This window comes from Pseudomonas sp. CLCA07, from assembly GCF_053615335.1.
Genome location: NZ_CM132131.1, coordinates 4,303,436 through 4,329,275, shown reverse-complemented (window position 1 = coordinate 4,329,275; position 25,840 = coordinate 4,303,436). Strand labels below are relative to the sequence as shown.

Annotated in this window: 23 protein-coding genes; 3 read left to right on the top strand and 20 right to left on the bottom strand. The window is 60.2% G+C overall.

The window, feature by feature from the left end; all coding sequences use genetic code 11:
• Window positions 1-11 precede the first annotated feature (11 nt).
• The 5 genes from ACWGZX_RS19830 to ppc all read right to left on the bottom strand — a co-directional run bounded on the left by ACWGZX_RS19830 (window position 12) and on the right by ppc (window position 5,796).
• Complete coding sequence (locus tag ACWGZX_RS19830) at window positions 12-872, bottom strand: DUF72 domain-containing protein (protein WP_452625107.1); 861 nt, start codon at window positions 870-872, stop codon at window positions 12-14.
• The gene (locus tag ACWGZX_RS19825) at window positions 872-1,177 is read right to left on the bottom strand and encodes a hypothetical protein (protein WP_452625106.1); all 306 of its coding nucleotides are present in this window, start codon (window positions 1,175-1,177) and stop codon (window positions 872-874) included. Before ACWGZX_RS19825 ends, ACWGZX_RS19830 begins: the two co-directional genes overlap by 1 nt.
• A 291-nt stretch (window positions 1,178-1,468) precedes the next feature.
• Entirely contained in the window at window positions 1,469-2,143 is a 675-nt protein-coding gene (gene tsaB / locus ACWGZX_RS19820; RefSeq protein WP_452625105.1) for a tRNA (adenosine(37)-N6)-threonylcarbamoyltransferase complex dimerization subunit type 1 TsaB, read from the bottom strand.
• An 87-nt stretch (window positions 2,144-2,230) separates the two neighbouring features.
• Window positions 2,231-2,878 carry an adenylate kinase gene (gene adk, locus ACWGZX_RS19815; RefSeq protein WP_223511964.1) on the bottom strand — a complete coding sequence of 216 codons (648 nt, stop codon included), beginning with the start codon at window positions 2,876-2,878 and terminating at the stop codon, window positions 2,231-2,233.
• Window positions 2,879-3,165: 287 nt separating this feature from the next.
• Window positions 3,166-5,796 (bottom strand): phosphoenolpyruvate carboxylase, encoded by a 2,631-nt coding sequence (ppc, locus tag ACWGZX_RS19810; RefSeq protein ID WP_452625104.1) that lies wholly within the window; start codon window positions 5,794-5,796, stop codon window positions 3,166-3,168.
• A gap of 214 nt (window positions 5,797-6,010) precedes the next feature.
• Here ppc and ACWGZX_RS19805 point away from each other — a divergent pair, with 214 nt between their 5' ends.
• A complete protein-coding gene (locus ACWGZX_RS19805) occupies window positions 6,011-6,355 on the top strand; it encodes a pilin assembly protein (protein WP_223511968.1) in 345 nt (114 codons plus the stop codon).
• Between the two features lie 134 nt (window positions 6,356-6,489).
• Here ACWGZX_RS19805 and ACWGZX_RS19800 read toward each other — a convergent pair whose 3' ends face one another.
• From ACWGZX_RS19800 to ACWGZX_RS19730, 15 genes are all read right to left on the bottom strand, one after another.
• Window positions 6,490-6,819: a hypothetical protein gene (locus ACWGZX_RS19800; protein ID WP_223511970.1), complete on the bottom strand. Its 330-nt coding sequence runs from the start codon at window positions 6,817-6,819 to the stop codon at window positions 6,490-6,492.
• Complete coding sequence (locus ACWGZX_RS19795) at window positions 6,816-7,730, bottom strand: alpha/beta hydrolase (RefSeq protein ID WP_452625103.1); 915 nt, start codon at window positions 7,728-7,730, stop codon at window positions 6,816-6,818. Before ACWGZX_RS19795 ends, ACWGZX_RS19800 begins: the two co-directional genes overlap by 4 nt.
• 146 nt (window positions 7,731-7,876) lie before the next feature.
• Window positions 7,877-9,154, bottom strand: a complete 1,278-nt coding sequence (locus ACWGZX_RS19790) for a flavohemoglobin expression-modulating QEGLA motif protein (protein ID WP_223511974.1) — start codon at window positions 9,152-9,154, stop codon at window positions 7,877-7,879.
• Window positions 9,155-9,190: 36 nt separating this feature from the next.
• Window positions 9,191-9,745 carry a hypothetical protein gene (locus ACWGZX_RS19785; RefSeq protein WP_223511975.1) on the bottom strand — a complete coding sequence of 185 codons (555 nt, stop codon included), beginning with the start codon at window positions 9,743-9,745 and terminating at the stop codon, window positions 9,191-9,193.
• Window positions 9,746-9,935: 190 nt separating this feature from the next.
• Window positions 9,936-10,652, bottom strand: a complete 717-nt coding sequence (locus ACWGZX_RS19780; RefSeq protein ID WP_452625102.1) for a TetR/AcrR family transcriptional regulator — start codon at window positions 10,650-10,652, stop codon at window positions 9,936-9,938.
• A 99-nt stretch (window positions 10,653-10,751) separates the two neighbouring features.
• Complete coding sequence (gene lysS, locus ACWGZX_RS19775; protein WP_452625101.1) at window positions 10,752-12,254, bottom strand: lysine--tRNA ligase; 1,503 nt, start codon at window positions 12,252-12,254, stop codon at window positions 10,752-10,754.
• Window positions 12,255-12,368: 114 nt separating this feature from the next.
• Window positions 12,369-13,464 (bottom strand): peptide chain release factor 2 gene (prfB, locus tag ACWGZX_RS19770; protein ID WP_192417889.1). Its coding sequence is split into 2 segments (ribosomal slippage): window positions 12,369-13,391 and window positions 13,393-13,464, totalling 1,095 coding nucleotides; the frame shifts between segments, so codons are not numbered across the junction.
• Between the two features lie 277 nt (window positions 13,465-13,741).
• Window positions 13,742-14,743, bottom strand: a complete 1,002-nt coding sequence (locus ACWGZX_RS19765) for a diguanylate cyclase domain-containing protein (RefSeq protein ID WP_452625100.1) — start codon at window positions 14,741-14,743, stop codon at window positions 13,742-13,744.
• Window positions 14,744-14,791: 48 nt separating this feature from the next.
• Window positions 14,792-15,802, bottom strand: coding sequence for a chemotaxis-specific protein-glutamate methyltransferase CheB (cheB, locus tag ACWGZX_RS19760; protein WP_452625099.1), 1,011 nt, complete (start codon window positions 15,800-15,802; stop codon window positions 14,792-14,794).
• A complete protein-coding gene (locus ACWGZX_RS19755; protein ID WP_452625098.1) occupies window positions 15,799-18,081 on the bottom strand; it encodes a response regulator in 2,283 nt (760 codons plus the stop codon). Before ACWGZX_RS19755 ends, cheB begins: the two co-directional genes overlap by 4 nt.
• Window positions 18,078-18,761, bottom strand: coding sequence for a chemotaxis protein CheW (locus ACWGZX_RS19750; protein ID WP_452625097.1), 684 nt, complete (start codon window positions 18,759-18,761; stop codon window positions 18,078-18,080). The genes ACWGZX_RS19755 and ACWGZX_RS19750 overlap by 4 nt, the downstream gene beginning before the upstream one ends.
• Window positions 18,758-20,020: a CheR family methyltransferase gene (locus ACWGZX_RS19745; RefSeq protein WP_452625096.1), complete on the bottom strand. Its 1,263-nt coding sequence runs from the start codon at window positions 20,018-20,020 to the stop codon at window positions 18,758-18,760. Before ACWGZX_RS19745 ends, ACWGZX_RS19750 begins: the two co-directional genes overlap by 4 nt.
• The gene (locus ACWGZX_RS19740) at window positions 20,017-20,553 is read right to left on the bottom strand and encodes a chemotaxis protein CheW (RefSeq protein WP_452625095.1); all 537 of its coding nucleotides are present in this window, start codon (window positions 20,551-20,553) and stop codon (window positions 20,017-20,019) included. The genes ACWGZX_RS19745 and ACWGZX_RS19740 overlap by 4 nt, the downstream gene beginning before the upstream one ends.
• Window positions 20,553-22,175 carry a methyl-accepting chemotaxis protein gene (locus ACWGZX_RS19735; protein WP_452625094.1) on the bottom strand — a complete coding sequence of 541 codons (1,623 nt, stop codon included), beginning with the start codon at window positions 22,173-22,175 and terminating at the stop codon, window positions 20,553-20,555. Before ACWGZX_RS19735 ends, ACWGZX_RS19740 begins: the two co-directional genes overlap by 1 nt.
• A 218-nt stretch (window positions 22,176-22,393) precedes the next feature.
• Window positions 22,394-23,089: a tellurite resistance TerB family protein gene (locus ACWGZX_RS19730; RefSeq protein ID WP_452625093.1), complete on the bottom strand. Its 696-nt coding sequence runs from the start codon at window positions 23,087-23,089 to the stop codon at window positions 22,394-22,396.
• A 174-nt stretch (window positions 23,090-23,263) separates the two neighbouring features.
• Here ACWGZX_RS19730 and ACWGZX_RS19725 point away from each other — a divergent pair, with 174 nt between their 5' ends.
• Together ACWGZX_RS19725 and ACWGZX_RS19720 are read left to right on the top strand one after the other, a co-directional pair.
• Entirely contained in the window at window positions 23,264-24,178 is a 915-nt protein-coding gene (locus ACWGZX_RS19725; RefSeq protein ID WP_008072897.1) for a LysR family transcriptional regulator, read from the top strand.
• A gap of 132 nt (window positions 24,179-24,310) precedes the next feature.
• Window positions 24,311-25,768: a gamma-aminobutyraldehyde dehydrogenase gene (locus ACWGZX_RS19720; protein ID WP_452629037.1), complete on the top strand. Its 1,458-nt coding sequence runs from the start codon at window positions 24,311-24,313 to the stop codon at window positions 25,766-25,768.
• Window positions 25,769-25,840 lie beyond the last annotated feature (72 nt).

Genomic DNA, 25,840 nt, shown 5'->3' with positions numbered 1-25,840 from the left:
ACGAATCCGCCTCAGAGCAAGCCAAGTTGCTCCGCTGCGGGTTCTCTGTATAGCTCAGGCAGCGGCGGCAGGCCAGGCAAACGCAGCATCAGTTGTGCGTGAAAGCGTTGCGCCAGTTTGGCAGCCAGCAGGTTGTCGGCGGTGTGCAGGAAGATGTAGGGCCTGCGACCCTCTTCGATCCACACGGCGATTTTCTCGACCCACGGCAGCAGAAACGGATCGTTGGCTTCCAGCAGGGGATGGCCGATGAAACGCACTTGCGGGAACTGAGTGAACGCCGCCGGACGCGGCGGTACTTTGGGCTTTTTCGATTGGGCGTGGAGTACTGACGAATCGGTAGACGTGCAGCTAAACAGCGCGCGCGGATCGAGGCAGATGCGCTCGACACCGCGATCCAGCAGCAGGCGATTGAGCATTCGCTCGGCATCACCCTTGGCAAAGAACGCGTCGTGGCGCACCTCGACGGCCAACGGCCGCTCCAGCGCATCAATGAAAGCGGCCAGTTCGGGCAATCGTTGCGGTGTGAAGCTTTTCGACAATTGCAGCCACAACGGCGAAACCCGCTCACCCAAGGGGCTGAGCAATTGCACGAAGGTTTCGGCGGCTGTCAGTTGCTCGCGCAGGTCACCGCCGTGGCTGATGTCACCGGGGAACTTGGCCGTGAAACGAAAGTGTTCGGGCATGGCCTGCGCCCAACGCTGCACCGTGGCGGCAGCCGGGCTCGCGTAGAAGGTCGTATTGCCTTCTACGGCGTTGAATACTTGGGTATAGAGATTTAGAAATTCGGCGGGTTTCGCGTCGGGCGGATAGAGATAATCACGCCAGGCGTTTTCACTCCAGGACGGGCAGCCGAGGTAGTAAGGCAGCCGCATCAGATGTACAGGTCGAGGCCCAGCACATCCGTATCCCAATCGACAAAAGTGGCCGTGCTCAGGTAGCTGGCCAGAGCCGTGGCGACGCTTTTGCTCATGGCGCGCTGGTAGATCATGTCTTGCTGACGAGCCGGGAGATTGCTCAGGCGTTGCGCAGAGGCTTTGGCAGCACGGGCAGCCATTTGCTCTTCGGAGGGAGTTTCCAGCTCACCGTCGATATCGACGTAATCGTCTTCCGCCACAGGGCCTTTGCGAGGCTTGCGCTTGATGGGATAGGACTGAGAGGAAACGCCGTCTATACGCATGAGTACATGTCCGGTATCAATGATGGCAGTCTAGTGGCGCACTACCCACTTCGCAAACCGCTCGGTGATAACTAGAACACAGAAATGGGAAAAGGTTTAAAAGCCGGGGGTATAAATCGACGATTGGCTGGATTGGAATACTTTGTGGTGAGGGGGCTTGTCGGAACGCCGCACCGCCCCGTTGGGTTGCGAAGCGACCCCAAGATTTCATCAGTCACACCGAGTCGGCAGGTTTGCGACTGCTTCGCAGCCGAACGGGGGCAAGCCCCCTCACCACAAAAGCTCTGTGGATTAACGCGCCTTAGGCGTGGCCACTTTATCGCGCAGGTAAACCGGCTGAGCCTCATCCGCGACAATCGCCTCACCGCGCTCCCAAGCAAATCGAGCCAGTGTCAGCAGGTCTTCGGCATGCGGCAACATGCCCGCGTCGTGCCCGGTCAGGTTCACGGCAATGCGCTCGGCATACCCCCAACCCGTGCCCGCACCGAACCACTCGCCGCTGGCATCCGCCGGCAATGCCGCCACTTCCGGGGGCAACACGGCTTCTTTGCCAACCAGGCGCATCTCCCCCGCCGTTTCGCGGTAGCAACCCCAATACACTTCATCCATCCGTGCATCGATGGCGGCCGCCACCTGGCTCACACCGTGTTCGCGATACGCGCGTTGCGCCAGTACCGCCAGGTTCGACACCGGCAACACCGGACGATCCAGCGCAAACGCCAAGCCTTGCACCACACCAATGGCGATCCGCACACCGGTAAACGCGCCCGGCCCGCGGCCAAACGCGATGGCATCAACCGCTTGCAGGGTAGTCCCGGCATCGGCGAGCAATTGCTGAATCATCGGCAACAGCTTCTGCGCATGCAGGCGCGGGATCACCTCGTAATGGCTCGTGACTTTGCCGTCATGCAGCAAGGCAACGGAGCAAGCTTCAGTCGCGGTGTCCAGGGCCAGCAAGGTGCTCATCGATGTTTCCGTAAGAGAGGTCAGAAAAAGTGCGCCAGTATAAACAACTACGGCCCGCAAGCGGGCCGTAGAAGATGAAGCGTTTGTTTAGCTCAGTGCTTCAAGCACTTTGCCGGTGATCGCTTCAACCGAGCCAACACCTTCGACGTGGCTGTACTTCGGTTTGCCTTGAGCGGCGGACAGCTCCTGGTAGAACTTCACCAGAGGCTCGGTCTGTGCGTGGTAGACCGACAGGCGATGACGCACGGTTTCTTCGGTGTCGTCTTTGCGCTGTACCAGCTCTTCACCGGTGATGTCGTCTTTACCGGCAATTTTCGGCGGGTTGTAGACGATGTGGTACACGCGGCCGCTGGCCTCGTGAACACGACGACCAGCGATACGCTGGACGATGTCTTCGTCTTTAACGTCGATTTCCAACACGTGGTCCAGTTCGACGCCAGCCTTCACCAGAGCTTCAGCCTGAGGAATGGTGCGCGGGAAACCGTCGAACAGGAAACCGTTGGCGCAATCGGCCTGGCTGATGCGTTCCTTGACCAGGTTGATGATCAGGTCATCGGATACCAGGCCGCCGCTGTCCATGACGCTCTTGGCGATCAGGCCCAGCTCGGTGCCCGCCTTGACGGCTGCACGCAACATGTCGCCGGTGGAGATTTGCGGAATGCCGAATTTCTCGGTGATGAACTGTGCCTGAGTACCTTTACCGGCCCCGGGAGCTCCCAGCAGAATGACGCGCATCGATGTGCTCCTCAATTTTTATATGGATAACGTCAGATTCGCCTCGTGGGGCCAATCTCAAAATAGGGTCGTGGCCGCCCAAACGGCCAAAGGCTGATCAAGATACACAGCAGATCCTGCCCACACAAGCCGCCGAAAGTCGGAGAAACCGCCGCCTGATGTGACCTTTCGATGGAGTGCCCCAAGTCGCAACCCCATCATTAACTGTCGCCTGACCGACCTTTTCCGGCCCTCGCCCACAGGCACTCGACGCCCGCGCCGAGTGCCTCGCCCCACGGCAAAAAACCTTAGCCAGTATTTCGCAAACCCGCGGCAATCCCCGCCACAGACACCAGCAGCGCCTGTTCTACCGGGCTGCCCTGTGCCACGTCCTGTTGTCGAGAACGGGCCAGCAACTCCGCCTGCAATAGATGAAGCGGGTCGAGGTAGGTGTTGCGCAAACGGATGAACTCAAGGGTGTCTGGGCTATGTGCCAGTAGCTGAGACTGACCAGTCAACCCCAGGACCACGGCACACGCCTGCGACAATAGGTCGCGTAAATGCACACCTAAAGGAAGCAAATCCGGCTCGACCAAGCGCTCATCGTAGGATCGGGCGATGTCGGCGTCCGCTTTGGCCAGAACCATTTCCAGCATGTCGATGCGGGTACGGAAGAACGGCCATTGTTCGCGCATCTGCCCCAACAGCTCGCCTTCACCGCGTTCCAGCGCCTTGCTCAACGCGGCTTCCCAGCCCAACCAGGCCGGCAACATCAGGCGTGTCTGGGTCCAGCCGAAGATCCACGGAATGGCGCGCAGGCTTTCGATCCCGCCGGCACGACGCTTGGCCGGGCGACTGCCCAGCGGCAAACGCCCCAGCTCCTGTTCCGGCGTCGACTGACGGAAATACTCGACAAATTGCGGGTTCTCACGCACCACGGCGCGGTACGCCTCGACGCCATCGGCGGCCAGTTCGTCCATCAAATGGCGCCAGGCAGGCTCCGGTGGCGGCGGTGGCAGCAGGGTCGCTTCCAACACCGCGGCCAGGTACAGATTGAGGTTTTGCTCGGCGATGTCCGGCAGGCCGAATTTGAAACGAATCATTTCCCCTTGTTCGGTGGTGCGGAAGCGCCCGGCGACCGAACCCGGTGGTTGCGACAGAATCGCCGCGTGCGCCGGACCGCCGCCACGCCCCACGGTGCCGCCCCGACCGTGGAACAACAGCAGTTCCACTTGCTGCTCGCGGCAGATATCGACCAAGCGTTCCTGCGCCCGATACTGCGCCCAGGCCGCCGCTGTCGTGCCGGCATCCTTGGCCGAGTCGGAGTAGCCGATCATCACTTCCTGCGGGCCTTGCAAGCGCGAACGATAGCCCGGCAGCAGCAACAGTTTTTCGATCACCGGGCCAGCGTTATCGAGGTCCGCCAGGGTTTCGAACAGCGGCACCACGCGCATTGGCCGCAGCACGCCAGCCTCTTTGAGCAACAATTGCACGGCAAGCACGTCGGAGGCGGCACCGGCCATGGAGATCACATACGAACCGAGCGATGCGCCGGGCGCGGCGGCAATTTCCCGACAGGTTGCGAGCACTTCGGCGGTATCGGCCGACGGTTTGAAATACGCTGGCAGCAACGGCCGACGGTTGTTCTGTTCGCGCATCAGGAATGCGATGCGCTCGTCCTCGCTCCAGTCTTCGTAGCGACCGAGGCCCAGGTAATCGGTGATTTCGGTCATGGCCGCGGTGTGCCGCGACGAATCCTGACGCACATCGAGGCGCACCAGAAACAGGCCGAAGGTCACCGCCCGACGCAGGCAATCGAGCAACGGGCCGTCGGCGATCACGCCCATGCCGCATTCATGCAACGAGTGGTAGCACAGCTCCAGCGGATCCAGCAGGTCGCGGTTGTTTTGCAGCACATCGGCCGGTGCCGCAGTGGTCGTCGTCAAGGACGCGTGCGCCCAGTTACGCGTCGCCCGCAGGCGTTCGCGCAGCTGTTTAAGCACGGCGCGATACGGTTCAGCGCTGTCCCCGGCCTTGGCTTTTAACGCCTCGCTGGCTTGTTGCATGGACAATTCGGCCGCCAGTTGATCGACATCTCGCACATACAAATCGGCAGCCATCCAGCGCGCCAGCAGCAACACTTCGCGGGTGACGCTAGCCGTTACGTTGGGATTGCCGTCGCGGTCGCCGCCCATCCACGAGGCGAAACGAATCGGCGCGGCCTCCAGCGGCAAGCGCAGGCCAGTGGCGTCATGCAGGGCTTTATCGGCCTTGCGCAGGTAATTGGGAATGGCCTGCCACAGCGAATGTTCGATCACCGCGAACCCCCACTTGGCTTCGTCCACCGGCGTGGGACGGGTGCGGCGGATTTCTTCGGTGTGCCAGGCTTCGGCGATCAGGCGCTGCAATTTCGCGTGGATCTGCTCACGTTCGGCCGGGGTCAGGTCGCGGTGGTCTTGTGCGGCCAATTGCGCGGCAATCGCGTCGTACTTCTGGATCAGCGTGCGGCGCGCGACTTCGGTCGGGTGCGCGGTCAGCACCAACTCGATCTCCAGTCGCCCCAATTGCCGGGCCAAGGCATCGGCGCTGTGGCCTTCGGCGCGCAAGCGAGCGAGCAGTTCCGGCAACACGCGCGCCTCAAACGGTGCGGGTTGCGAGGCTTCGCGGCGATGAATCAGCTGATATTGCTCGGCGATGTTGGCCAGGTTGAGAAACTGGTTGAACGCCCGCGCCACCGGCAGCAACTCGTCTTCGCTCAATTGGTTGAGGCTGGCGCTCAGTTCGGCGTCCATCGAGCCGCGACGATCGGCCTTGGCGCCCTTGCGGATCTGCTCGATCTTGTCGAGAAAGCCGTCCCCGTACTGTTCACGAATGGTGTTGCCCAACAACTCACCCAACAGGTGAACGTCTTCGCGCAAGCGTGCATCAATATCGGTCATCAGCAGTTCTCCAGCAAAAAATCCGGGCGGCCATGAACATCATGCTTTGACCCCAAGAGTGCCGCCGTAAAGCCGTTCTTACAAGCAAACGACGAAGCGACTTTAAACTCCGTGCGTAGAGGCTAGTCTGAAGAGAAAGCTGCACAACGGCTTTCGCCGGCCACTGCCGGTCACTGACATGGCCTGCCACGAGCAGGAACGCACTGAGGTCATTATGAAAATTCGCGAGCTTGCCCAGCATTGGGAAGAAAACGCCAAGGGTCGTCTGACCGAGACGGGCTACACGATTCATCTGGACGTGGAAGCCGCCGCACGGCTGGCGGCCATTACTGAAATGTACCCCAAACGCCAACCCGAAGAGCTTCTGGGCGAATTGATCGGCGCCGCCCTGGAAGAGCTCGAAAAAAGCTTTCCCTACGTGAAAGGCTCGACCGTTGTGGCCACTGACGAAGAAGGTGATCCGCTGTACGAAGATGTCGGTCCCACGCCGCGTTTTCTCGCCTTGTCCCGTCGTCATTTGCACGATTTATCGGCGGGTAGCGACAAGCAAAAACACTGATCCAACCGATATAAAACTGTGGGAGCGAGCCTGCTCGCGATGGCGGTGTGTCAGTCAACACCAATGGGACTGAACAATCGCATTCGCGAGCAGGCTCGCTCCCACAATGGATTATTGGCGACTTCTGGAAAGGCCTACTGCTCCAGCTTCTGCGGCGTTTCCTGCCCCATGCAGCGCACGGCTTTTTTCTTGTTGTTGACCAACACGCCGGTCAGGCCTTTTTGCTCGGTATCGAACAGCACCAGCACGCCATCGATGCACTGGGCCACTTGCGCGGCCGGCTCCAGGGAGACTTTGTAGTCTTCGCCCGGCACGGTCTTGAGCATGGTGAAGTCGCTGAGCAGCAACGCATCCTCAGGCTTGGCGAAATGCAGGTAGCCGTAGTACCACAAGGCGCCAACGGTGCCGAGGATGCTGCAGATACCAGTGATGATCATTGGGATGGCGTTACGTTCTTCACTCATTGCGGGCTCTCTGGTGGTTCATCTTCTGAATTCGGGGGTGCCGGGTAATTGGGGATTTCACCCAGGCGGCGCAGACCGTTGAAATGCTGCGGGTCGTCGAGATAACGCAGCATGACTTTCTGCCAGACCGGGTCGACGAACGTCTGCACATGACCGCCTCGGGTCAGTTGCAGCACGCGTGGCGGCGGCGCAGCTTGATACAGTCGGATGCCGTTGGAAAGGGGCACGATCGGATCGTCGATGCTGTGGTAGATCAGTTTCGGCACATCTTTGATCTGCTCCATCGAGTTGATTGCGCTGTCACCGTCCGGCACCAGCCAGGATAACGGCACCTGGAACGGCCAGGTCAGCCATGAGGTGCTCAAGACATATTGGCCGACACTGCGATAGCTGGCGGGCGCGCTGTCGAGGACCAACGCCTTGAGTTGTTTCTGGCGCTCGGGGTGTTGAGCCAGATAGTGCACGGCCATCGAGCCACCGAGGCTTTGGCCGAGCAGGATCAGCGGCTTGCCTTTGACCTCTGGTGCCTGATCGAGCCATTTGAACGCTGCGTCAATGTCCTGATAGATCGCCGGCAGGCTCGGCTTCCCTTCGGATAAACCGTAGCCGCGATAGTCGATCAGCAGCACTTGATAGCCGTGCTTGGGCAACCAATAGCTCCCACCCAGGTGCATCGGCAAGTTGCCGCCGTTGCCGTGCAAGTGCAGCACCGTACCTTTGACTTCGACACCTTTCTTGGCTGGCAACCACCAGGCATTGAGTTTGAGGCCGTCAGCGGTGACAAGGGTGACGTCACGGTATTCGAGATGAGCTTTTTCCGGGGTGAACAGCTGACCGGGCTCGGGGTAGAACAGCAGGGAGCTGCAACCGCCGAGGGTCAGAAGCAGGCAACAAATGCCGAGGAATCTCATCCGTTGAATCCTCGCGAAAACAGGGGTTGGAACACCGTACCTGTAGGAGCCGAGCTTGCTCGCGATAGCGGTATGTCAGGCGATATAAATGTTGAATGTAATTGCGCCATCGCGAGCAAGCTCGGCTCCTACAGGGCCCTTGTTGTTCACAGGATGTTTGAGTAATCCGCTTCGATCCGGTCCAGGCTCAGGTGATTGAGGAAGTTGGAGAAGCACATCCACGCCGACAGCGCGTTCAGGTCGCGGAACTGATCCGGCAGATACTTTGGCGGCACCACCAACCCCTCATCAACCAACTGACGCAGCGTGCGCATGTCTTCCAGCGTGGTCTTGCCGCAAAACAGCAGCGGAATCTGCTCAAGCTTGCCTTTACGCACGGCCAACTGAATGTAGTTGTAAACCATGATAAATCCCTTGAGGTAGGACAAGTCTTTGGTAAATGGCAGGCCATTTGGCACTGAACCGCGGAACACCCGACTGGCGTTGCCGTAGCTTTCCGCCATCTCGAAGCCTTGCTCGCGGAAGAATTCGAAGATCTGCAGGAAGTCCGCGCCCTCTTCCACCATGTGAATGGCGCGGGTGCGATTGGTCAGTTTGCGCAAGCGACTCGGGTAGGAAGCGAACGTGATGATTTCCATCAGGATCGCCAGGCCTTCCTGCGTCACCGTCGACGACGGCGGCCCCTTGGACAGGAAGGTGCAGATCGGCTGGTTCAAACCGTTGAGCGTGGTGCCGACATGCACCAGCCCTTCGTGCACTTCCAGGGCACGCACGTCGCGATCGTTGAACATCGCATCGGCGCGGATCTTGATGTAGTCGGCGCCGGCTGCTGCATCGGCGACGATCCCGTCGGACTCGAACACCCGAATGGTCTCTTCGGCCTCGCCAAACACCTTGTTCAATCGGGTTTGCAACAGGTGCACGGCTTCCTTGGCCGTGAGGATTTTTGGCTCATCCTTGAGATCGCCACGGCCGTCGATGTTGTTCAAGTAATCGGAAAGCATCAACCCCAGATCGGCCAGGGTCGGATCGCCGGCGTGAAACGCGTCGGACGCGGCGCCGTACAGCTCCTGGGAAATCAGGCCGAAATCCTCAGTGCCGCGCGCTTCAAGCATGCGCACCACCATCCGGTATTCCTTGCACATGCGGCGCATGATCTGGCCAACCGGGTTGAACTGGCCGAGCTGACGGGTGATGTCGCGTTCGATGTTCTGGAATTCCAGTTTCACTTTGCTGGAGTCGAACGACAGTGGCCGATTGAGGTAGTAATCGCGGTCTATGGCCGGCATTTCCTTGCCCTTGGCCTTGAGGAACCCTTGGCGGATGCTGTCGTCCCATTTGACCGCATCAAGGACGCGAATCGGCGTCTGCGCCAGCACAATGCGATCGGACAAAATGCGTATCGTCTGCTGGTATTCGTCCACCCGTAACTCCTGTAGAAAAACCGTTATGTGCTGGGTTTATTTGCTTTTGGCCAAGCGCTGATAACGCACGGCTTCGACGAAGACATCGGAATTGGCCGGATCGTCGAGGTAGCTGAAGACCTGATCCATCGCATTGTTGACCAATACGCCGTCGCCGTCGTCGGTCTGGAAGCCTTCGCCGCTCAAGACGTTTTGTCCGCGGGCCTGGTTGATCTGCTCGATATCGAGGTTGTAGACCACCAGTTCATGCTTATCCGTGATCTCGAAACCGGCAATGGTGAAATGGCCGCCGAATCTGGCGGGTACCTTCGCCGACAGATACCAGCGGCTGCCATGACGCGAGACGGTGAAAGGATATGCTTCACGTTCGCCGGGTTTGGCCTTGAAGTAGCTGACGGCCTGATAGCGATTGTCGCCGATGCGCCTCAGCTCCAGGTTCATCGGCTCGCCCCACGCGTTGGTGCTGGTCCATTTGCCGAGCAAACCTTTGGGCGCGGGCTCGCTTGCGGGCAGAGGCTCCTTGAAGGTCACCAGGCAGCCACTGAGCAGCACAAACGACAAGGCGATCACCACGACGCGCCAGGCTTTCATTCAACACTCCCTATGAACACGCAGTCCTGTAGCAGCTGCCGAAGGCTCGGGCCGCGTTCGGACGTTCGGCTGCGAAGCAGTCGTAAAATCTGAATCCCGAATAAACCCTTAAGGAACACGGTGGCAGGTTTTACGACGACTTCGTCGCCGGACGCAGCCTTCGGCAGCTGCTACAGGGACCGCGCTCAACTCACACCGACGCGAGTACCAAGTGCATGTAACGATTGAGGATACCGAGCATTTCCACTTCACCCACAGGCTCGGCGTCGTTGAGCAGGCCCTGATATTCCATCCGTCCGATAATCGCCGTCAACACTTTGGCATCCTCTTGTGGCTCACGCGAACCCAATACCTCGAAAAGCTGGAGCGTACCCTGGAGAAGAATTTGCTGATGCGCGCGCACCAACTCCGCCAGACGCGGGTTCAACAAAGCTTCCTGACGGAACGCCTGTTCCGCCATCAAGTGTTCGCGACGGCTGATCAGTTGGCGGTGAACATAGTCCGTCATCAACCGTGCAATATCGTCCGCCAGTTTCGAACGCGCCTGCGGGCTGCCGTCGCCACTGACCACCATCTCGCGCAGCAGGCCTTCGTTGTTCACCCACAGCTTGGCCATGAACGCCGCACTGCGCTCCACGTACTGAGCGAAGGTATCGGTGAGCAAGTCATCGATGTCCTTGAAATAGTAGGTGGTCGCTGACAGCGGCACACCGGCCTCGGCCGCCACCGCGCGGTGACGCACGGCCCGCACGCCATCGCGCACGACAATGCGCATCGCCGCATCGAGAATGACCTGTCGACGCTGCTCGCTGCCCTGTCGGCTGGCCTTGCGGCCCTGGTACTGAACACTTTCAGCGACCGCAGTGGCGATACCCGCTGCACCTTCTTGAGCCATTGCATGATTCACGACAGGTCTTTCCTTTCAGATGAAAGCAACAAATTGATACGTTTGTACCAGACAGGCAATAAAAAGCCGCCTGAAAAGGCGGCTTTTTAATTGAAACACTTACGCTTGCGGCCGCATGTGCGGGAACAGGATCACGTCACGGATCGACGGAGAGTTGGTCAACAGCATCACCAGACGGTCGATACCGATGCCTTCACCCGCCGTTGGCGGCATGCCGTACTCCAGCGCGCGAACGAAGTCGGCGTCGTAATGCATGGCTTCGTCGTCGCCCGCGTCCTTGTCGGCGACCTGAGCCATGAAACGCTCGGCCTGGTCTTCCGCGTCGTTCAACTCGGAGTAGGCGTTGGCGATTTCACGGCCGCCGATGAACAGTTCAAAACGGTCGGTGACGTTCGGGTTGTCATCGTTGCGACGGGCCAGCGGCGACACTTCGAACGGGTACTGGGTGATGAAGTGCGGCTGTTCCAGCTTGTGCTCGACCAGTTCTTCGAAAATCATCACTTGCAGCTTGCCCAGACCTTCGAAGCCCAGCACCTTGGCGCCGGCCTTCTTGGCGATGGCGCGAGCCTTGTCGATGTCGTTCAGGTCGTCAGCGGTCAACTCAGGGTTGTACTTGAGGATCGAGTCGAACACCGACAGACGCACGAAGGGCTCACCGAAGTGGAACACTTTGTCGCCGTAAGGCACGTTGGTGCTGCCCAGAACCAGCTGCGCCAGTTCACGGAACAGTTCTTCGGTCAGGTCCATGTTGTCTTCGTAGTCGGCGTACGCCTGGTAGAACTCCAACATGGTGAATTCAGGGTTGTGACGAGTCGAAACGCCCTCGTTACGGAAGTTGCGGTTGATCTCGAACACCTTTTCAAACCCACCAACAACAAGCCGCTTGAGGTACAGCTCAGGCGCAATGCGCAAGAACATGCCCATGTCCAGCGCGTTGTGGTGAGTCTCGAACGGCTTGGCCGCTGCGCCACCCGGGATGGTTTGCAGCATCGGTGTTTCGACTTCCAGGAAGTCACGCTGCATCAGGAAGCTGCGGATGTGCGCAATCACTTGCGAACGCACGCGGAAGGTCTGGCGCACGTCTTCGTTGACGATCAGGTCAACGTAACGCTGACGGTAGCGCTGCTCGGTGTCGGTCAGGCCATGGTGCTTGTCCGGCAGAGGACGCAGCGACTTGGTCAGCAGGCGCACGCTGGTCATTTCGACGTACAGATCGCCCTTGCCGGAACGGGCCAGGGTGCCTTCGGCGGCAATGATGTCGCCCATGTCCCAGGTTTTCACCGCGGCCAGGGTGTCTTCGGACAGGGTTTTACGGTTGACGTAAACCTGGATGCGACCGGTCATGTCCTGGATCACCATGAACGAGCCACGGTTGAGCATGATGCGACCGGCAACCTTGACCGGGATTGCAGCCTCTGCCAGCTCTTCCTTGGTCTTGTCCGCGTACTGTTTCTGCAAGTCATCGCAGTAGTTGTCGCGGCGGAAGTCATTCGGGAAGGCATTGCCCTTGGCGCGCTCGGCAGCAAGCTTTTCCTTGCGCAGGGCGATCAGGGAGTTTTCTTCCTGTTGCAGGGCTTGCGGGTCGAGTTCTAGGTCGCTCATGTCTTTAAATATTCCATCACGGGTTCGTTGCCCCCAGGCCTGCGGCCTGGGGATCGCCGGCAAGCCGGCTCCTACAGGGGATCGCGTGGGTCAGGCGATCCGGTATTGCATGGCTTACAGGCCTTGTTTCAGGCTGGCCACCAGGTATTCGTCGATGTCGCCGTCGAGCACCTTGTCGCAGTCGCTGCGTTCGATGTTAGTGCGCAAATCCTTGATTCGCGACGCATCGAGTACATACGAGCGGATCTGGTGACCCCAGCCGATGTCGGACTTGGTGTCTTCCAGGGCCTGGGAAGCGGCGTTGCGTTTCTGCACTTCCTGCTCGTACAAGCGCGCCCGCAACATTTTCATCGCGGTGTCTTTGTTGGCGTGCTGGGAGCGTTCGTTCTGGCAGCTGACCACGGTGTTGGACGGTACGTGGGTGATACGTACGGCCGAGTCGGTGGTGTTTACGTGCTGACCACCGGCACCCGAGGAGCGGTAGGTGTCGATGCGCAGGTCCGACGGGTTGATGTCGATTTCGATGTTGTCATCGATTTCCGGCGACACGAACACGGCCGAGAACGAGGTGTGACGACGGTTGCCGGAGTCGAACGGGCTCTTGCGTACCAGACGGTGAACGCCGATTTCGGTACGCAACCAGCCAAAGGCGTATTCGCCCTTGATGTGCACGGTAGCGCCCTTGATCCCGGCGACTTCACCGGCCGACAGCTCCATGATGGTCGCGTCGAAACCGCGTTTGTCAGCCCAGCGCAGGTACATGCGCAGCAGGATGTTGGCCCAGTCCTGAGCCTCGGTGCCACCGGAGCCGGCCTGGATGTCCAGGTAGGCGTTGTTGGCATCCATTTCACCGCTGAACATACGACGGAATTCGAGTTTTTCCAGCGACTCGCGCAGGCGCTCGACTTCGGCAGCGACGTCATCGACGGCAGCCTGGTCTTCTTCTTCGGCGGACATCAGCAGCAGGTCTTTGGCGTCGGCGAGGCCGGCGTGCATTTCGTCGAGGGTTTCGACGATCTGCGCCAGCAAGGAGCGCTCGCGGCCCAGTTCCTGAGCGTACGACGGGTTGTTCCAGACAGACGGATCTTCAAGCTCGCGATTGACTTCGGTCAGACGCTCATGCTTTTGATCGTAGTCAAAGATACCCCCGAATAGTTTCGGAGCGCTCGGACAGGTCCTTGATACTGTTAAGGATCGGGTTGATTTCCATGGCGGGCAGCACTCGTTGGCGAACTTTTGAAAGCCGGCGAGTATAACGTAATCAGGCCTTCACGGCAGCCCGCCTGGCGGCTTTAGGCGCGAATGACTGAAACAATGGAACATCCCTGTAGCAGCGGTCGAGCCCCGCGAGGCCGCGTCCGAGGACAAAGTCCTCGCCAATCCTGCTCACGCGGTTTGTCAGGAGGACCGCGTTGATGGTTTTACGACGGCTTCGCCGCCGGACGCAGCCTCGCAGGCTCGGCAGCTGCTACAGAAAGCGTATTACCTCACTCGATCCCCACCTGATTACGCCCATTGTTCTTCGCCAGGTACAGCCCCTTGTCCGCCGCCGAGATCAATTGCCGGCAATTGCTGCCCGGTTGCGGGATCACGGTGGACAGGCCAATGCTGATGGTCAGGCTTGAGCCTTCGGTCGGTGCAATATGCGCAATCTTCAGCGCGGCCACGGTTTGGCGGAGTTTCTCCGCCACCAGACGTGCGCCGCCCAGCGTGGTATTGGGCAGCACCAACGCAAACTCTTCGCCACCGTAACGGGCCGGCAGGTCGGACGGGCGAGAGCCGGCGTCGCGGATCGCTTCAGCCACCTTGCGCAAGGCTTCATCGCCCTCCAGATGGCCGAAGCTGTCATTGAAGGACTTGAAGTAATCGACATCGATCATCAGCAACGACAGTTGGCTCTGGTCACGTTGCGAACGTCGCCATTCCAGCTCCAGGTACTCATCGAAATGCCGGCGGTTCGACAGCCCGGTCAGGCCATCGGAGTTCATCAGTCGTTGCAGCACCAGGTTGGTGTCGAGCAGTTGCTGCTGGCTGACCCGCAGCGCACGGTACGCCGCATCGCGCTGCAACAGCATCGTGTAGGAGCGCGAATGATAGCGGATCCGCGCCACCAGCTCGATGTTGTCCGGCAGCTTCACCAGATAGTCATTGGCGCCGGCTGCAAACGCCGCGCTCTTGATCAGCGGGTCTTCCTTGGTCGACAGGACAATGATCGGAATGTCCTTGGTCGCCGGATGATTGCGGTACTCGCGCACCAGGCTCAGGCCGTCCAGGCCGGGCATCACCAGATCCTGCAGGATCACCGTCGGCTTGATACGGATCGCCTGGGCGATGGCCTGATGCGGGTCGGAGCAGAAGTGGAAGTCGATATTGTCTTCGTTCGACAACCCGCGACGCACCGCTTCGCCGATCATCGCCTGATCGTCCACCAACAACACCATGGCGGCGTTTTCGTTGGTTTTGTAATCGTCGAGCTGTAACTCATTCATGTGCGGTCACCTGAGTACTACTTGGGCCAGGATTGCTGCTAATGGTGGTCACTTCGCAAAAATCTCCAGCAATCGTGGCGCTATCTTGTCCAGTGGGCGAATTTCCATGGCTGCGTCGATGGCCGCGGCCGCTTTGGGCATCCCGTATACCGCACTGCTTTTTTGGTCCTGAGCGATGGTCAGGTAGCCTTGTTCGCGCATGAGTTTAAGCCCCTGCGCGCCATCGCGCCCCATGCCCGTCAACAAGACCCCTACGGCGTCACCGTTCCAGTAATTGGCCACACTCTCGAAAAACACATCGATCGAAGGCCGGTAGATTTCGTTGACCGGTTCGGCGGTGTAGGCCAGCGTGCCATTTTTCAACAATCGAATATGATGGTTGGTGCCGGCCAGCAACACCGTACCGGCTTGAGGCGGTTCGCCTTCCTGGGCCAGACGCACGTCCAAGCCACTGGCGCTGCCGAGCCATTCGGCCATGCCGGCGGCGAACACCTGATCCACATGCTGCACCAGCACGATGGCGGCCGAAAAATCTCGCGGCAAGCCCTTGAGCAGAATTTCCAGCGCTGCCGGCCCGCCAGCGGATGAACCAATGGCGATCAGGCGTTGGCGCGAGGCGGAGTGACGCAGCGGGCTCGGCACCGAACGTTCCTGATTACCCCGCTCGCCGATCAGCCAGCCAATGTTCAGGATCTTGCGCAACAACGGCGCCGCCGCTTCCTGGGCATTCCCGGCACCGAGCGCCGGGGTATCGACCACATCCAGGGCGCCATGGCCCATGGCCTCGAACACCCGGTGCACGTTCTGTTGGCGATCGACGGTGACAATGACAATGGCACACGGCGTTTCGGCCATGATCCGCCGGGTGGCCTCGACCCCGTCCATCACCGGCATGATCAAATCCATCAGAATCAGGTCCGGCGTCTGTTCGGCACACTTTTGCACCGCTTCCTTGCCATTGCCGGCGACCCAGATGACCTGGTGCGCTGGCTCAAACGCCAGGGCCCGGCGCAAAGCCTCTACCGCCATGGGCATATCGTTGACGATTGCGATTTTCATGTCCTTGCTCCTCCGATGAGCTCAACCACTGCATCAAGCAGGGCATCGTCATGAAAACTGGCTTTGGCCAGATAATAGTCGGCCCCGGCGTCCAGTCCACGACGACGGTCCTCTTCACGATCCTTGTACGACACCACCATCACCGGCAGGGATTGCAGGCGAATATCACGGCGCAACAACGACACCAGTTCGATGCCATCCATGCGCGGCATATCAATGTCGGTGATCAGCAGATCGAAATCCTCGGAACGCAAGGCGTTCCAGCCATCCATGCCGTCGACTGCCACCGCCACATCGTAGCCGCGATTAAGCAGTAGCTTGCGTTGCAACTCGCGAACCGTCAGTGAGTCGTCAACCACCAGAATTCGTTTACGTGCCGCTTCAACCACCTTATTGCTGTGGCGGGCAATGCGCTCCAGGCGTCCAGTGTTGAGCAGTTTATCCACAGAACGCAGCATGTCCTCGACGTCGACGATCAGCACCACCGAGCCGTCGTCGAGCAAGGCCCCGGCGGAGATGTCCTGGACCTTGCCCAGTCGTTCGTCCAGGGGCAATACGACTAACGTGCGCTCGCCGATAAAACGCTCGACCGCCACGCCGTAGATCGCATCGCGCTCACGGATAACCACAACTTTAAGGGTTTGCTGACTGCTCTGGCTGACCGGGCGCTGTAACAGCTGACTGGCCGCCACCAGCCCGACATGCCGACCTTCGTGCCAGAAATGCTGACGCCCTTCGACTTGCACAATGTCTGCCGGCTCCAGGTCGCACATGCGTTCGATGTGGGCCAGCGGAAATGCATAAGCCTCGTCACCGACTTCCACCACCAGGCTGCGGACCACCGACAACGTCAGCGGCACTTCGAGGTGGAAACGACTGCCCTCGCCCGCCGTCTGCTCCAGCACCACCGCACCGCGCAATTCGCGGACCATGTGCTGAACCGCATCCAGGCCCACGCCGCGCCCGGACACTTCGGTGACCTTGTCGCGCAGGCTGAAACCCGGCAAAAACAAAAACGTCAGCAGCTCTTCTTCGCTCAGTTGAGCGGCGGTGTGCGCTGGGGAAAGCTGGCGCTCGACGATGCTGCGGCGGACCTTTTCCAGATCGACGCCCTGGCCGTCGTCGCTCAACTCCAACACCAGCAGACCAGCCTGGTGGGAGGCACGCAGACGAATCAGCCCTTGCGCCGGTTTGCCGGCCAGCAGCCGTTGTTCAGGGGATTCGATGCCGTGATCCACGGCGTTGCGCAGTAAATGAGTCAGCGGCGCTTCGAGTTTTTCCAGGACGTCGCGGTCGACCTGGGTTTTCTCGCCCTCGATTTCCAGCCGAACCTGTTTGCCCAGGTCCCGGCCCAGATCGCGGACCATGCGCACCTGCCCGGTCAATACATCGGCAAACGGCCGCATGCGACAGGCCAGCGCGGTGTCGTACAACACCTGCGCCCGTTGACTGGCCTGCCAGGCGAACTCATCCAGCTCGGTGTTTTTCTCGATCAGCAGTTGCTGGGATTCCGCCAGCAACCGCCGCGCATCTTCGAGCGCTTCCTGGGCTTCCAGACTCAGGGCGTGATCCTTGAGATGCACGTTGAGGTTTTCCAGCGCCCGCAGACCGTTGTTTTGCATGCGCTTGAGGCGTTGCATGGTCGCCAGGTGCGGTTTGAGACGCTGGGTTTCCACCAGGGATTTGCTCGACAGGTCGAGCAGGCTGTTCAAACGCTCGGCCGTCACGCGCAGCACGCGCTCACCGTTTTCGGTGGTGCGTTTAGCCTGGCGTGGAGGCTCGACCGGCGCAGCGATAGGCAGCTCAACGACCGGGACTGGCAGCTCGACGCGAGGCTGTTCTAGCTGACGCTCGGGCATGACGGGCATGCTGATCGGCGCGGCGGGCGCCAGCGGATCGAGCAACTGCGCCATCAACGCCACATAGCTGTCGATATCCGCCGGCGTCAGGCTGTTGTTGGGCGTGGCGATGCGCATCAACAGGTCGGTGCCTTGCAACAACGCATCGATGTGCTCGGGTCGCAGGTACAAACGCCCTTCCTGTGCACTGACCAGGCAGTCTTCCATCACGTGCGAAACGCTGACCCCGGCGTCGACACCGACGATCCGCGCCGCGCCCTTGAGCGAGTGCGCCGCGCGCATGCAGGATTCGAGTTGATCGGCCTGGGTCGGGTCGCGCTCCAGTGCCAACAGACCTGCGCTTAACACTTGGGTCTGGGCCTCGGCTTCGAGGCTGAACAGCTCCAGTAACGAGGCGTCGCGCATTTGCTCGGGGGTCATGTGAGGCTCCGGGTCACGGCGGATAGCAGCTGTTCTTCATCCAGCCAACGCAAGCTGCGACCTTTGAAGGGCAACACACCTCGGGTGTATTTGCCGCTGGCCTGAGTGCCGGATTGTGAGGCGGCATCGAGAATCCGCTCGTCGATGGCATGAATCCCGTCGACCTCGTCCACCGGCACCACCACCGGCCCACCGTGGGCGGCGATGATCAGCATGCGCGGCATGACCCGCGCGCTGGATGCCACGTTATTGGTCGCGTCGAGCCCAAGCAGCTCCACCAGCGACAGGCATGCGACCAGCGCACCGCGCACATTCGCCACGCCGAGCAAGGCTCGGGAGCGCTGATGCGGCAAGGAGTGAATGGCTTGCAGCGGCGCCACTTCCACGAGGCTGCGAGTGGCCAGCCCCAGCCACTCTTCACCGAGCCGAAACATCAGCAGCGAACGGGTTTTTACCTCCGTTTCGACCGTTGCCGAGTGTTGTACGCGGTCGTCCTGCTGCAAGGCATAACGGTCGAGCAAGCGCGTGGCGGCAGCCGAGTACACCGCGCAGTTACGGCAATGAATGTGCTCGGTCAGTAGCGGGCAGGACTTGTCGCCGTGGACACCGATGCGGTTCCAGCAATCGTCGATGGCCTGGGCATCTTCGTGGGTGACGCTATAGCTGTCGGAGGCGTTCATCGTTTGCGCTCACTGTCAGCGCGCTCGCTGCGGGCGGCGCGGTCCTGCAATCGTCTGGCACCCGCCGTATCACCCTGGGATTGCAGCAAGGCTGCCAAGTGCATCAACGCGTCGGGATGTTGCGGTTCAAGGTACAACGCCTTGCGATAAAAACCTTGGGCTTCAAAGGCGTTTGCGCTGACATCGCTGAGCAATCCCAGCCAGTAAAACAACTGCGCGACCGGTTCGTGGCTGCGCAAATACTGTTCGCAGGCAGCGCGGGCTTCAACACTTTTGCCTTCGTTGGCCAGCACGGCGATGTTCGCCAGCAACGCGGTGGCGCCCGAGGCTTTCGCCGTGTCGGGTGGCCGCGTAACAGTGGCGAATGGGCGAATGCGCACGGGTGGCGGTGGCGCACTGCGCGCCGGTTGGCGCACCGGCAGCGGTGCCGGCACGAATGCTGGAAACGGTTCCGGCTCCGGCACACTCTGACGACTGAACGCAAATGACTGCGCAATGCCAATCGAGCGCATGCCAAAACGCCCCAGCAAACTGCCCTCGGCCGGGCCGATAAACAGCACACCGTCGACATGGGTCAGGCGCTTGAGCACCTCGAACACCTGCTGCTGGGTCGGCTGATCAAAATAGATCAGCAGGTTGCGGCAGAACACAAAATCATACGGCGGCTCGCTGGCCAGCAACGCCGGATCGAGCAGATTGCCGACTTGCAAACGCACCTGTTCAAGCACGCGATCGCTGAGGCGATAGACTTCATCTTCGGCGCTAAAATGCCGCTCACGATAGGCGATGTCCTGACCGCGAAATGAGTTTTTGCCGTACAGCGCACGCCGGGCTTTTTCCACCGACAGCGGGCTGACGTCCATGCCTTCCACCTTGAATTGATGCGGCTTGAGCCCGGCATCGAGCAAGGCCATGGCGATGGAATACGGTTCCTCGCCGGTAGAACACGGCAGGCTGAGAATCCGCAGTGCGCGCATGTTGTTGATTTCAGCCAGGCGTTTGGTGGCCAGTTTCGCCAGCGTCGCGAACGATTCCGGGTACCGGAAAAACCAGGTTTCGGGCACGATCACCGCTTCGATCAGCGCCTGTTGCTCATCCTGCGAATGTTGCAGTGTGTGCCAATACTCGTCGGCCGTCAGTGCATTGGACGCGAGGCTGCGCTGGCGCACCGCGCGCTCGATGATCGCAGGTCCCACCGACGTCACGTCGAGGCCGATGCGCGCCTTGAGGAAATCGAAAAACCGTTGATCGCTGCTCATGCCTGCTCCTCAAGCAGCGCCGGATCGAGTGGCGGCGACGGGAACAACAGCGCGCGAACGTGCTCATCGAGCAAATCGGCGACCCGCACCCATTGCAGCAGTCCCTGCGCATCTTCGCGCACCGGCCCCAGGTACGGCGCCTGACGATTGTCGAGGCCGTACGGCTGAAACTCCGCCGGGTGGCAGCGCAACGTGTCAGTCGCCTGCTCTAGAATCAGCCCAAGCCATTGCGTCGGGATCGTTTCATCCGGGCGGTAATTGACCAGCACCAGCCGCGTGCTGGTGCGAGCTTGGGCCGGTTGCCCGAAGGTCAGTGCACTGAGGTCGATCACCGGCACCACCGCGCCACGATAAGCAAATACCCCGGCAACCCAGTGCGGCGCTTGGGCAATCGGCTTCAACGGCAGGCGCGGCAGCACTTCCGCCACCTCGATAGCCTGCAAGGCAAAGCGTTCGCTGCCGATGCGAAACACCAGATACAACGATTGTTTGACCGGCACCACGGCGCCGCGTTTGGCCGCGAGTTCGTTCATCAGACTTTGAATCGCGAAACGCCGCTACGCAGCCCGACAGCCACCTGGCTCAGCTCGTCAATGGCGAAGCTGGCCTGGCGCAACGACTCAACGGTCTGGCTGCTGGCATCGCCCAATTGCACCAGCGCGTGGTTGATCTGTTCGGCACCGGTGGCTTGAGCCTGCATGCCTTCGTTGACCATCAACACCCGCGGCGCCAGCGCCTGAACCTGGTGGATGATCTGCGACAACTGTTCGCCGACCTGCTGCACTTCGGACATGCCACGGCGCACTTCTTCAGAGAATTTGTCCATGCCCATGACCCCGGCGGATACCGCCGACTGAATCTCGCGCACCATTTGCTCGATGTCGTATGTGGCCACAGCGGTCTGGTCCGCCAGACGCCGCACTTCAGTGGCGACCACGGCAAAACCGCGCCCGTATTCACCGGCCTTCTCGGCCTCGATGGCGGCGTTCAACGACAGCAGGTTGGTTTGGTCGGCGACTTTGACGATGGTCACCACCACCTGATTGATGTTACCGGCCTTCTCGTTGAGGATCGCCAGCTTGGCATTGACCAGATCGGCCGCGCCCATCACCGAATGCATGGTTTCTTCCATGCGAGCCAGGCCTTGCTGCCCGGAACCGGCCAGCACCGACGCCTGATCGGCGGCGGTGGAGACTTCGGTCATGGTGCGCACCAGATCACGGGACGTCGCGGCAATTTCGCGGGACGTCGCGCCGATTTCGGTGGTGGTGGCGGCGGTTTCGGTGGCGGTGGCTTGTTGTTGCTTGGAAGTGGCGGCGATCTCGGTGACCGACGTGGTGACCTGCACCGACGAGCGCTGGGCCTGAGAGACCAGGGACGTCAGCTCGGTCATCATGTCGTTGAAGCCGGTTTCCACGGCACCGAATTCGTCCTTGCGCTCCAGGTTCAAGCGACCACTGAGGTCGCCGGTGCGCATGATTTCGAGGATTTTCACGATACGGTTCATCGGCGCCATGATGGCGCGCATCAACAATAGACCGCAGAGCGCGGCAGCCAGTACGGCGATCAGCAAGGAAATGCCCATGACTAATTTGGCGGTGACGACGGCGTCATCGATGGCGGCTACGTCCTGGTCTGCCACCGCTTTGTTGTGGCGCAAAATGTCAGAGAGTTTCATCCGACCCGCCGTCCAGGTCGGGGTCAGCTCTTCTTTGAACATCTTGATCGCTTCGGCGCCCTGGTTGCGTTTGTACAACTCGATCACGGCTGACAGGATCCGGTGGTAATCCTCATGAAGTTTTTCGAAGTCGGCGTACTCGACTTTGTCTTGATCGGTTGTGACCGTCTCGCGATAGAGCTCCATTTGCTCTTGCAGACGAGTGGCGTAGCCCTTGAACTCCGAGACATCCTCAGCGCTGATGCCCTGCCCTTGCTCCAGGCCAAGCATGTCCAGCATCCGTAGATAACTGTCGGACCATGCACCGCGAACCATCGAACTGTAATACAGCCCGGGAAGCGCATCTTCGCGAACACTGGCTTCGCTGGACTCGATCTTCAACAGCCGTGAATACGAGACGACAACCATCAACAGCATGATGGCGATGATTACCGCAAAACTCGCCAAGATGCGTTGGCGCAACGTCCAATTCTTCACAGTCAGTCCTCGGGGTGGCTCAAATGCTGGGGAGTATAGCCGAGGGCGGTGTTTCATTTTTAAGACTATTGCCGGTGGTGAATCGGAAGAAGCGGACCGTGGATTGGCAATGAGATCTGTGGTGTTGCTGAAATGCCATCGCGAGCAGGCTCGCTCCCACCCTGGATCGAGTCCGTTTGGACAACTCGCCCCCCACATTAGATTTGCTCTGGATAGGCCTACATAGAAGCCTGATGCACCTGCTTCTCCAACTCTGCCTTCAACCCCGGCTCCAGCTTCAACTGTCGCGCCAGTTCATCGAGGTAGGATTTCTCCATAAAGTTCTGCTCATCCACCAGCATTACACTGGCGATGTACATCTCGGCGGCCATTTCCGGTGTGCTGGCAGCGCGGGCAACTTCCGTCGGGTCAAGTGGCTTGTTGAGTTCGGCATGTAGCCAGTGCTGCAACGCCTGATCGTTGTCGAGCTTGGTGAACTCACCTTCGATCAACGAACGCTCACGCTCATCAATGTGGCCATCGGCTTTTGCCGCCGCGATCAACGCTCTGAGTATTGCCTGGCTGTGCAGTTCGACTTGTGCCGGGGGCAAGCGGTCGAGGGTTTGTGGTTCACTTCTTGTGTTAGAAAGCGGCGCAACGCCCTGCTGCGCCTGCCAGTTGCCATAGGCTTTGTAGGCAACCACTCCCAATGCCGCAAGGCCGCCGTAGAGGGCGACTTTGCCGCCGACGTTGCGGGCCTTTTTGCTACCGAGCAACAGGCCCATTGCCCCCGCCGCCAACACACCACCGCTCGCGCCCGAGAGCAAACCACCCAAGCCACCGCTGGACGCCTTGTTCTGATGACCACTGGCTTTGTTCTTCAGCAGATCCTGACCGGACTTGAGAAGTTGATCGAGCAAACCACGGGTATTCATTTTGCCGCCTCCACCAAGGGTTAACCGGCCACCAGCCTAGATCGAAAGTGCCCGGCTTCTCCCGACGAGAGTGCTTCCAGATGTTGCTCATCTCTTGTAACGCCAACGAGTCCATCGATTAAAACGATATACACTCAAGCGAATCTATAAAAACAGCCCACCGGGTACTTTCCCATGATGACCCTGCGTCAGATTCGTCATTTCATCGCCGTGGCCGAGACCGGTTCGATCTCCGCCGCCGCACAAACCGCATTCATTTCCCAATCGACACTGACCCTGGCCATCCAGCAGCTGGAACAGGAAATCGGCGTCGGCCTGTTCAATCGTCACGCCAAGGGCATGACGCTGACCCACCAGGGTCATCAATTCCTGCGCCAGGCGCACTTGATCCTGGCCACGGTGGACAACGCCAAGCGCAGCCTGCAACAGAGCACCGATCAGGTGGCCGGCCAGTTGATCATCGGTGTGACCAGTCTGGTCGCCGGTTACTACCTCGCCGATCTGCTTACCCGCTTTCAGCGCGCTTACCCCAACGTCGAGATCCGGGTGATGGAGGATGAGCGGCCATACATCGAGCATTTACTGGTCAGTGGCGAGATCGATGTCGGCGTGCTGATCCTGTCCAACTTAGAAGATCGTCATGCCCTGCAAACCGAAGTCCTGACGCATTCGCCCCATCGCTTGTGGCTGCCCGCCCAGCATCCGTTGCTGGAACACGACAGCATCAACCTTGCCGACGTGGCGCGAGAACCGCTGATTCAATTGAACGTCGATGAGATGGATCGCAACGCCCAGCGCATGTGGTCCGCGGCATCACTGCAACCGCGCATCACCCTCAGAACGGCTTCAACAGAGGCAGTACGAAGCCTGGTAGCCGCCGGTTTGGGCGTGTCGATCCAGCCCGACATGACCTATCGCCCATGGTCACTGGAGGGCGACATCATCGAAGCTCGGCCGATTGCCGACCTGAGCCAGACCCTCGACGTCGGCCTGGCCTGGCGCCGTGGCACTGCGCGCCCGGCGCTGGTGGACCCGTTCCTGACCGTCGCCCGCGAGCAACCTCACGGCGGGCGCAAGCCATCTATTTAATCGAACGCTACCTTCAGTATTTAGAATTTGTCGACCTCGGGTCCGCGCACTAGTCTTAATGCATCTATATAAGACGGCCGGGCCCCAGTCACAGGGAGCAGCATGGCCACACAAGAAAAGAGAACCCGCAAAATGGCTGGTGCGCAGACCCCGTTGTTTACCGCATTGTTGATCGATGGCGAATTGGTCGCAGGCCAGGGTTTTGTCGAACCGATCCTCAACCCCGCCACCGGGGAAGTGCTGACGCATATCGCCGAAGCCAGCACCGAGCAAGTTGAAGCCGCCATCCTCGCCGCCCACCGCGCCTTCGCCGGTTGGTCGCGGACCACACCGCAGCAACGTTCAAACCTGCTGCTGGACATCGCCAACGCCATCGAAAAACAAGCCGACCTCCTCGCCCGTCTTGAATCCCTGAACTGCGGCAAGCCGTTGCACCTGGCCCGCCAGGACGATTTGAGCGCGACGGTCGATGTGTTCCGCTTCTTCGCGGGCGCCGTGCGTTGCCAGACCGGCCAGCTCAGCGGCGAGTACCTGCCGGGCTACACCAGCATGGTGCGTCGCGATCCAATCGGGGTTGTCGCGTCCATCGCGCCGTGGAATTACCCGATCATGATGGCCGCGTGGAAAATCGCCCCGGCCCTCGCCGCCGGCAACACGCTGGTGTTCAAGCCGTCCGAACACACCCCGCTGTCTATCCTGGCCCTGGCGCCTGCGCTGGCCGAGATCCTGCCGCGCGGCGTGATCAACATCATCTGCGGCGGCGGCGAAGGCGTCGGCAGCCATTTGGTCAGTCACCCGAAAATCCGCATGGTGTCGTTGACCGGGGATATCGTCACCGGGCAAAAAATCCTCCAGGCCGCCGCCAAAACGTTGAAACGCACGCACCTCGAACTTGGCGGTAAAGCGCCGGTAATCGTTTGCAACGATGCTGACATTCAAGCGGTGGTCGAAGGTGTGCGCACTTACGGTTACTACAATGCCGGTCAGGATTGCACCGCCGCGTGCCGGATTTATGCACAGGCCGGGATTCATGACCGTTTGGTGGCCGAACTCGGCGCGGCGGTCAGCAGCCTGCGCTTCGCTGGCAAACGCGATGCCGACAACGAAATCGGGCCGCTGATCAGCACTCGCCAGCGCGACCGCGTGGCCAGTTTCGTCGAACGCGCCCTCGGTCAGCCGCACATTGAACGGGTGACCGGCGCGGCAGTGCACTCCGGCGCCGGCTTCTATTACCAACCGACGTTGCTGGCCGGCTGCAAACAAAGCGATGAGATCGTTCAGCGTGAAGTGTTCGGGCCGGTGGTCACCGTGACCCGTTTCGACGAACTCGAACAAGCGGTGGACTGGGCCAACGACTCCGAATACGGCCTCGCCTCCTCGGTCTGGACCCAGAATCTGGACAAGGCGATGCAGGTCGCGGCGCGCTTGCAGTACGGCTGCACCTGGATCAACAGCCATTTCATGCTGGTCAGCGAAATGCCCCATGGTGGCCTGAAGCGTTCGGGCTACGGCAAAGACTTATCCAGCGATTCGCTCCAGGACTACAGCGTGGTGCGGCACATCATGGCGCGCCACGGACAGCATCTCTGACTACGCTAATAACTAGCCGCTAACGGCATGCTTCACCGCGTTCACAACTGCCCCGACCATAATTAAAGAAGA

Coding starts and splice junctions, on each gene's coding strand:
- ACWGZX_RS19730 (WP_452625093.1), bottom strand. CDS start 23,089: ATGAATACCCGTGGTTTGCTCGATCAACTTCTCAAGTCCGGTCAGGAT.
- ACWGZX_RS19750 (WP_452625097.1), bottom strand. CDS start 18,761: ATGAACGCCTCCGACAGCTATAGCGTCACCCACGAAGATGCCCAGGCC.
- ACWGZX_RS19800 (WP_223511970.1), bottom strand. CDS start 6,819: ATGAGTGAAGAACGTAACGCCATCCCAATGATCATCACTGGTATCTGC.
- tsaB (WP_452625105.1), bottom strand. CDS start 2,143: ATGAGCACCTTGCTGGCCCTGGACACCGCGACTGAAGCTTGCTCCGTT.
- ACWGZX_RS19740 (WP_452625095.1), bottom strand. CDS start 20,553: ATGAACGAACTCGCGGCCAAACGCGGCGCCGTGGTGCCGGTCAAACAA.
- ACWGZX_RS19725 (WP_008072897.1), top strand. CDS start 23,264: ATGATGACCCTGCGTCAGATTCGTCATTTCATCGCCGTGGCCGAGACC.
- ACWGZX_RS19720 (WP_452629037.1), top strand. CDS start 24,311: ATGGCTGGTGCGCAGACCCCGTTGTTTACCGCATTGTTGATCGATGGC.
- ACWGZX_RS19755 (WP_452625098.1), bottom strand. CDS start 18,081: ATGACCCCCGAGCAAATGCGCGACGCCTCGTTACTGGAGCTGTTCAGC.
- lysS (WP_452625101.1), bottom strand. CDS start 12,254: ATGAGCGACCTAGAACTCGACCCGCAAGCCCTGCAACAGGAAGAAAAC.
- ppc (WP_452625104.1), bottom strand. CDS start 5,796: ATGACCGATATTGATGCACGCTTGCGCGAAGACGTTCACCTGTTGGGT.
- ACWGZX_RS19825 (WP_452625106.1), bottom strand. CDS start 1,177: ATGCGTATAGACGGCGTTTCCTCTCAGTCCTATCCCATCAAGCGCAAG.
- cheB (WP_452625099.1), bottom strand. CDS start 15,802: ATGAAAATCGCAATCGTCAACGATATGCCCATGGCGGTAGAGGCTTTG.
- ACWGZX_RS19795 (WP_452625103.1), bottom strand. CDS start 7,730: ATGAGATTCCTCGGCATTTGTTGCCTGCTTCTGACCCTCGGCGGTTGC.
- ACWGZX_RS19785 (WP_223511975.1), bottom strand. CDS start 9,745: ATGAAAGCCTGGCGCGTCGTGGTGATCGCCTTGTCGTTTGTGCTGCTC.
- ACWGZX_RS19745 (WP_452625096.1), bottom strand. CDS start 20,020: ATGAGCAGCGATCAACGGTTTTTCGATTTCCTCAAGGCGCGCATCGGC.
- ACWGZX_RS19830 (WP_452625107.1), bottom strand. CDS start 872: ATGCGGCTGCCTTACTACCTCGGCTGCCCGTCCTGGAGTGAAAACGCC.
- ACWGZX_RS19805 (WP_223511968.1), top strand. CDS start 6,011: ATGAAAATTCGCGAGCTTGCCCAGCATTGGGAAGAAAACGCCAAGGGT.
- ACWGZX_RS19765 (WP_452625100.1), bottom strand. CDS start 14,743: ATGAATGAGTTACAGCTCGACGATTACAAAACCAACGAAAACGCCGCC.
- adk (WP_223511964.1), bottom strand. CDS start 2,878: ATGCGCGTCATTCTGCTGGGAGCTCCCGGGGCCGGTAAAGGTACTCAG.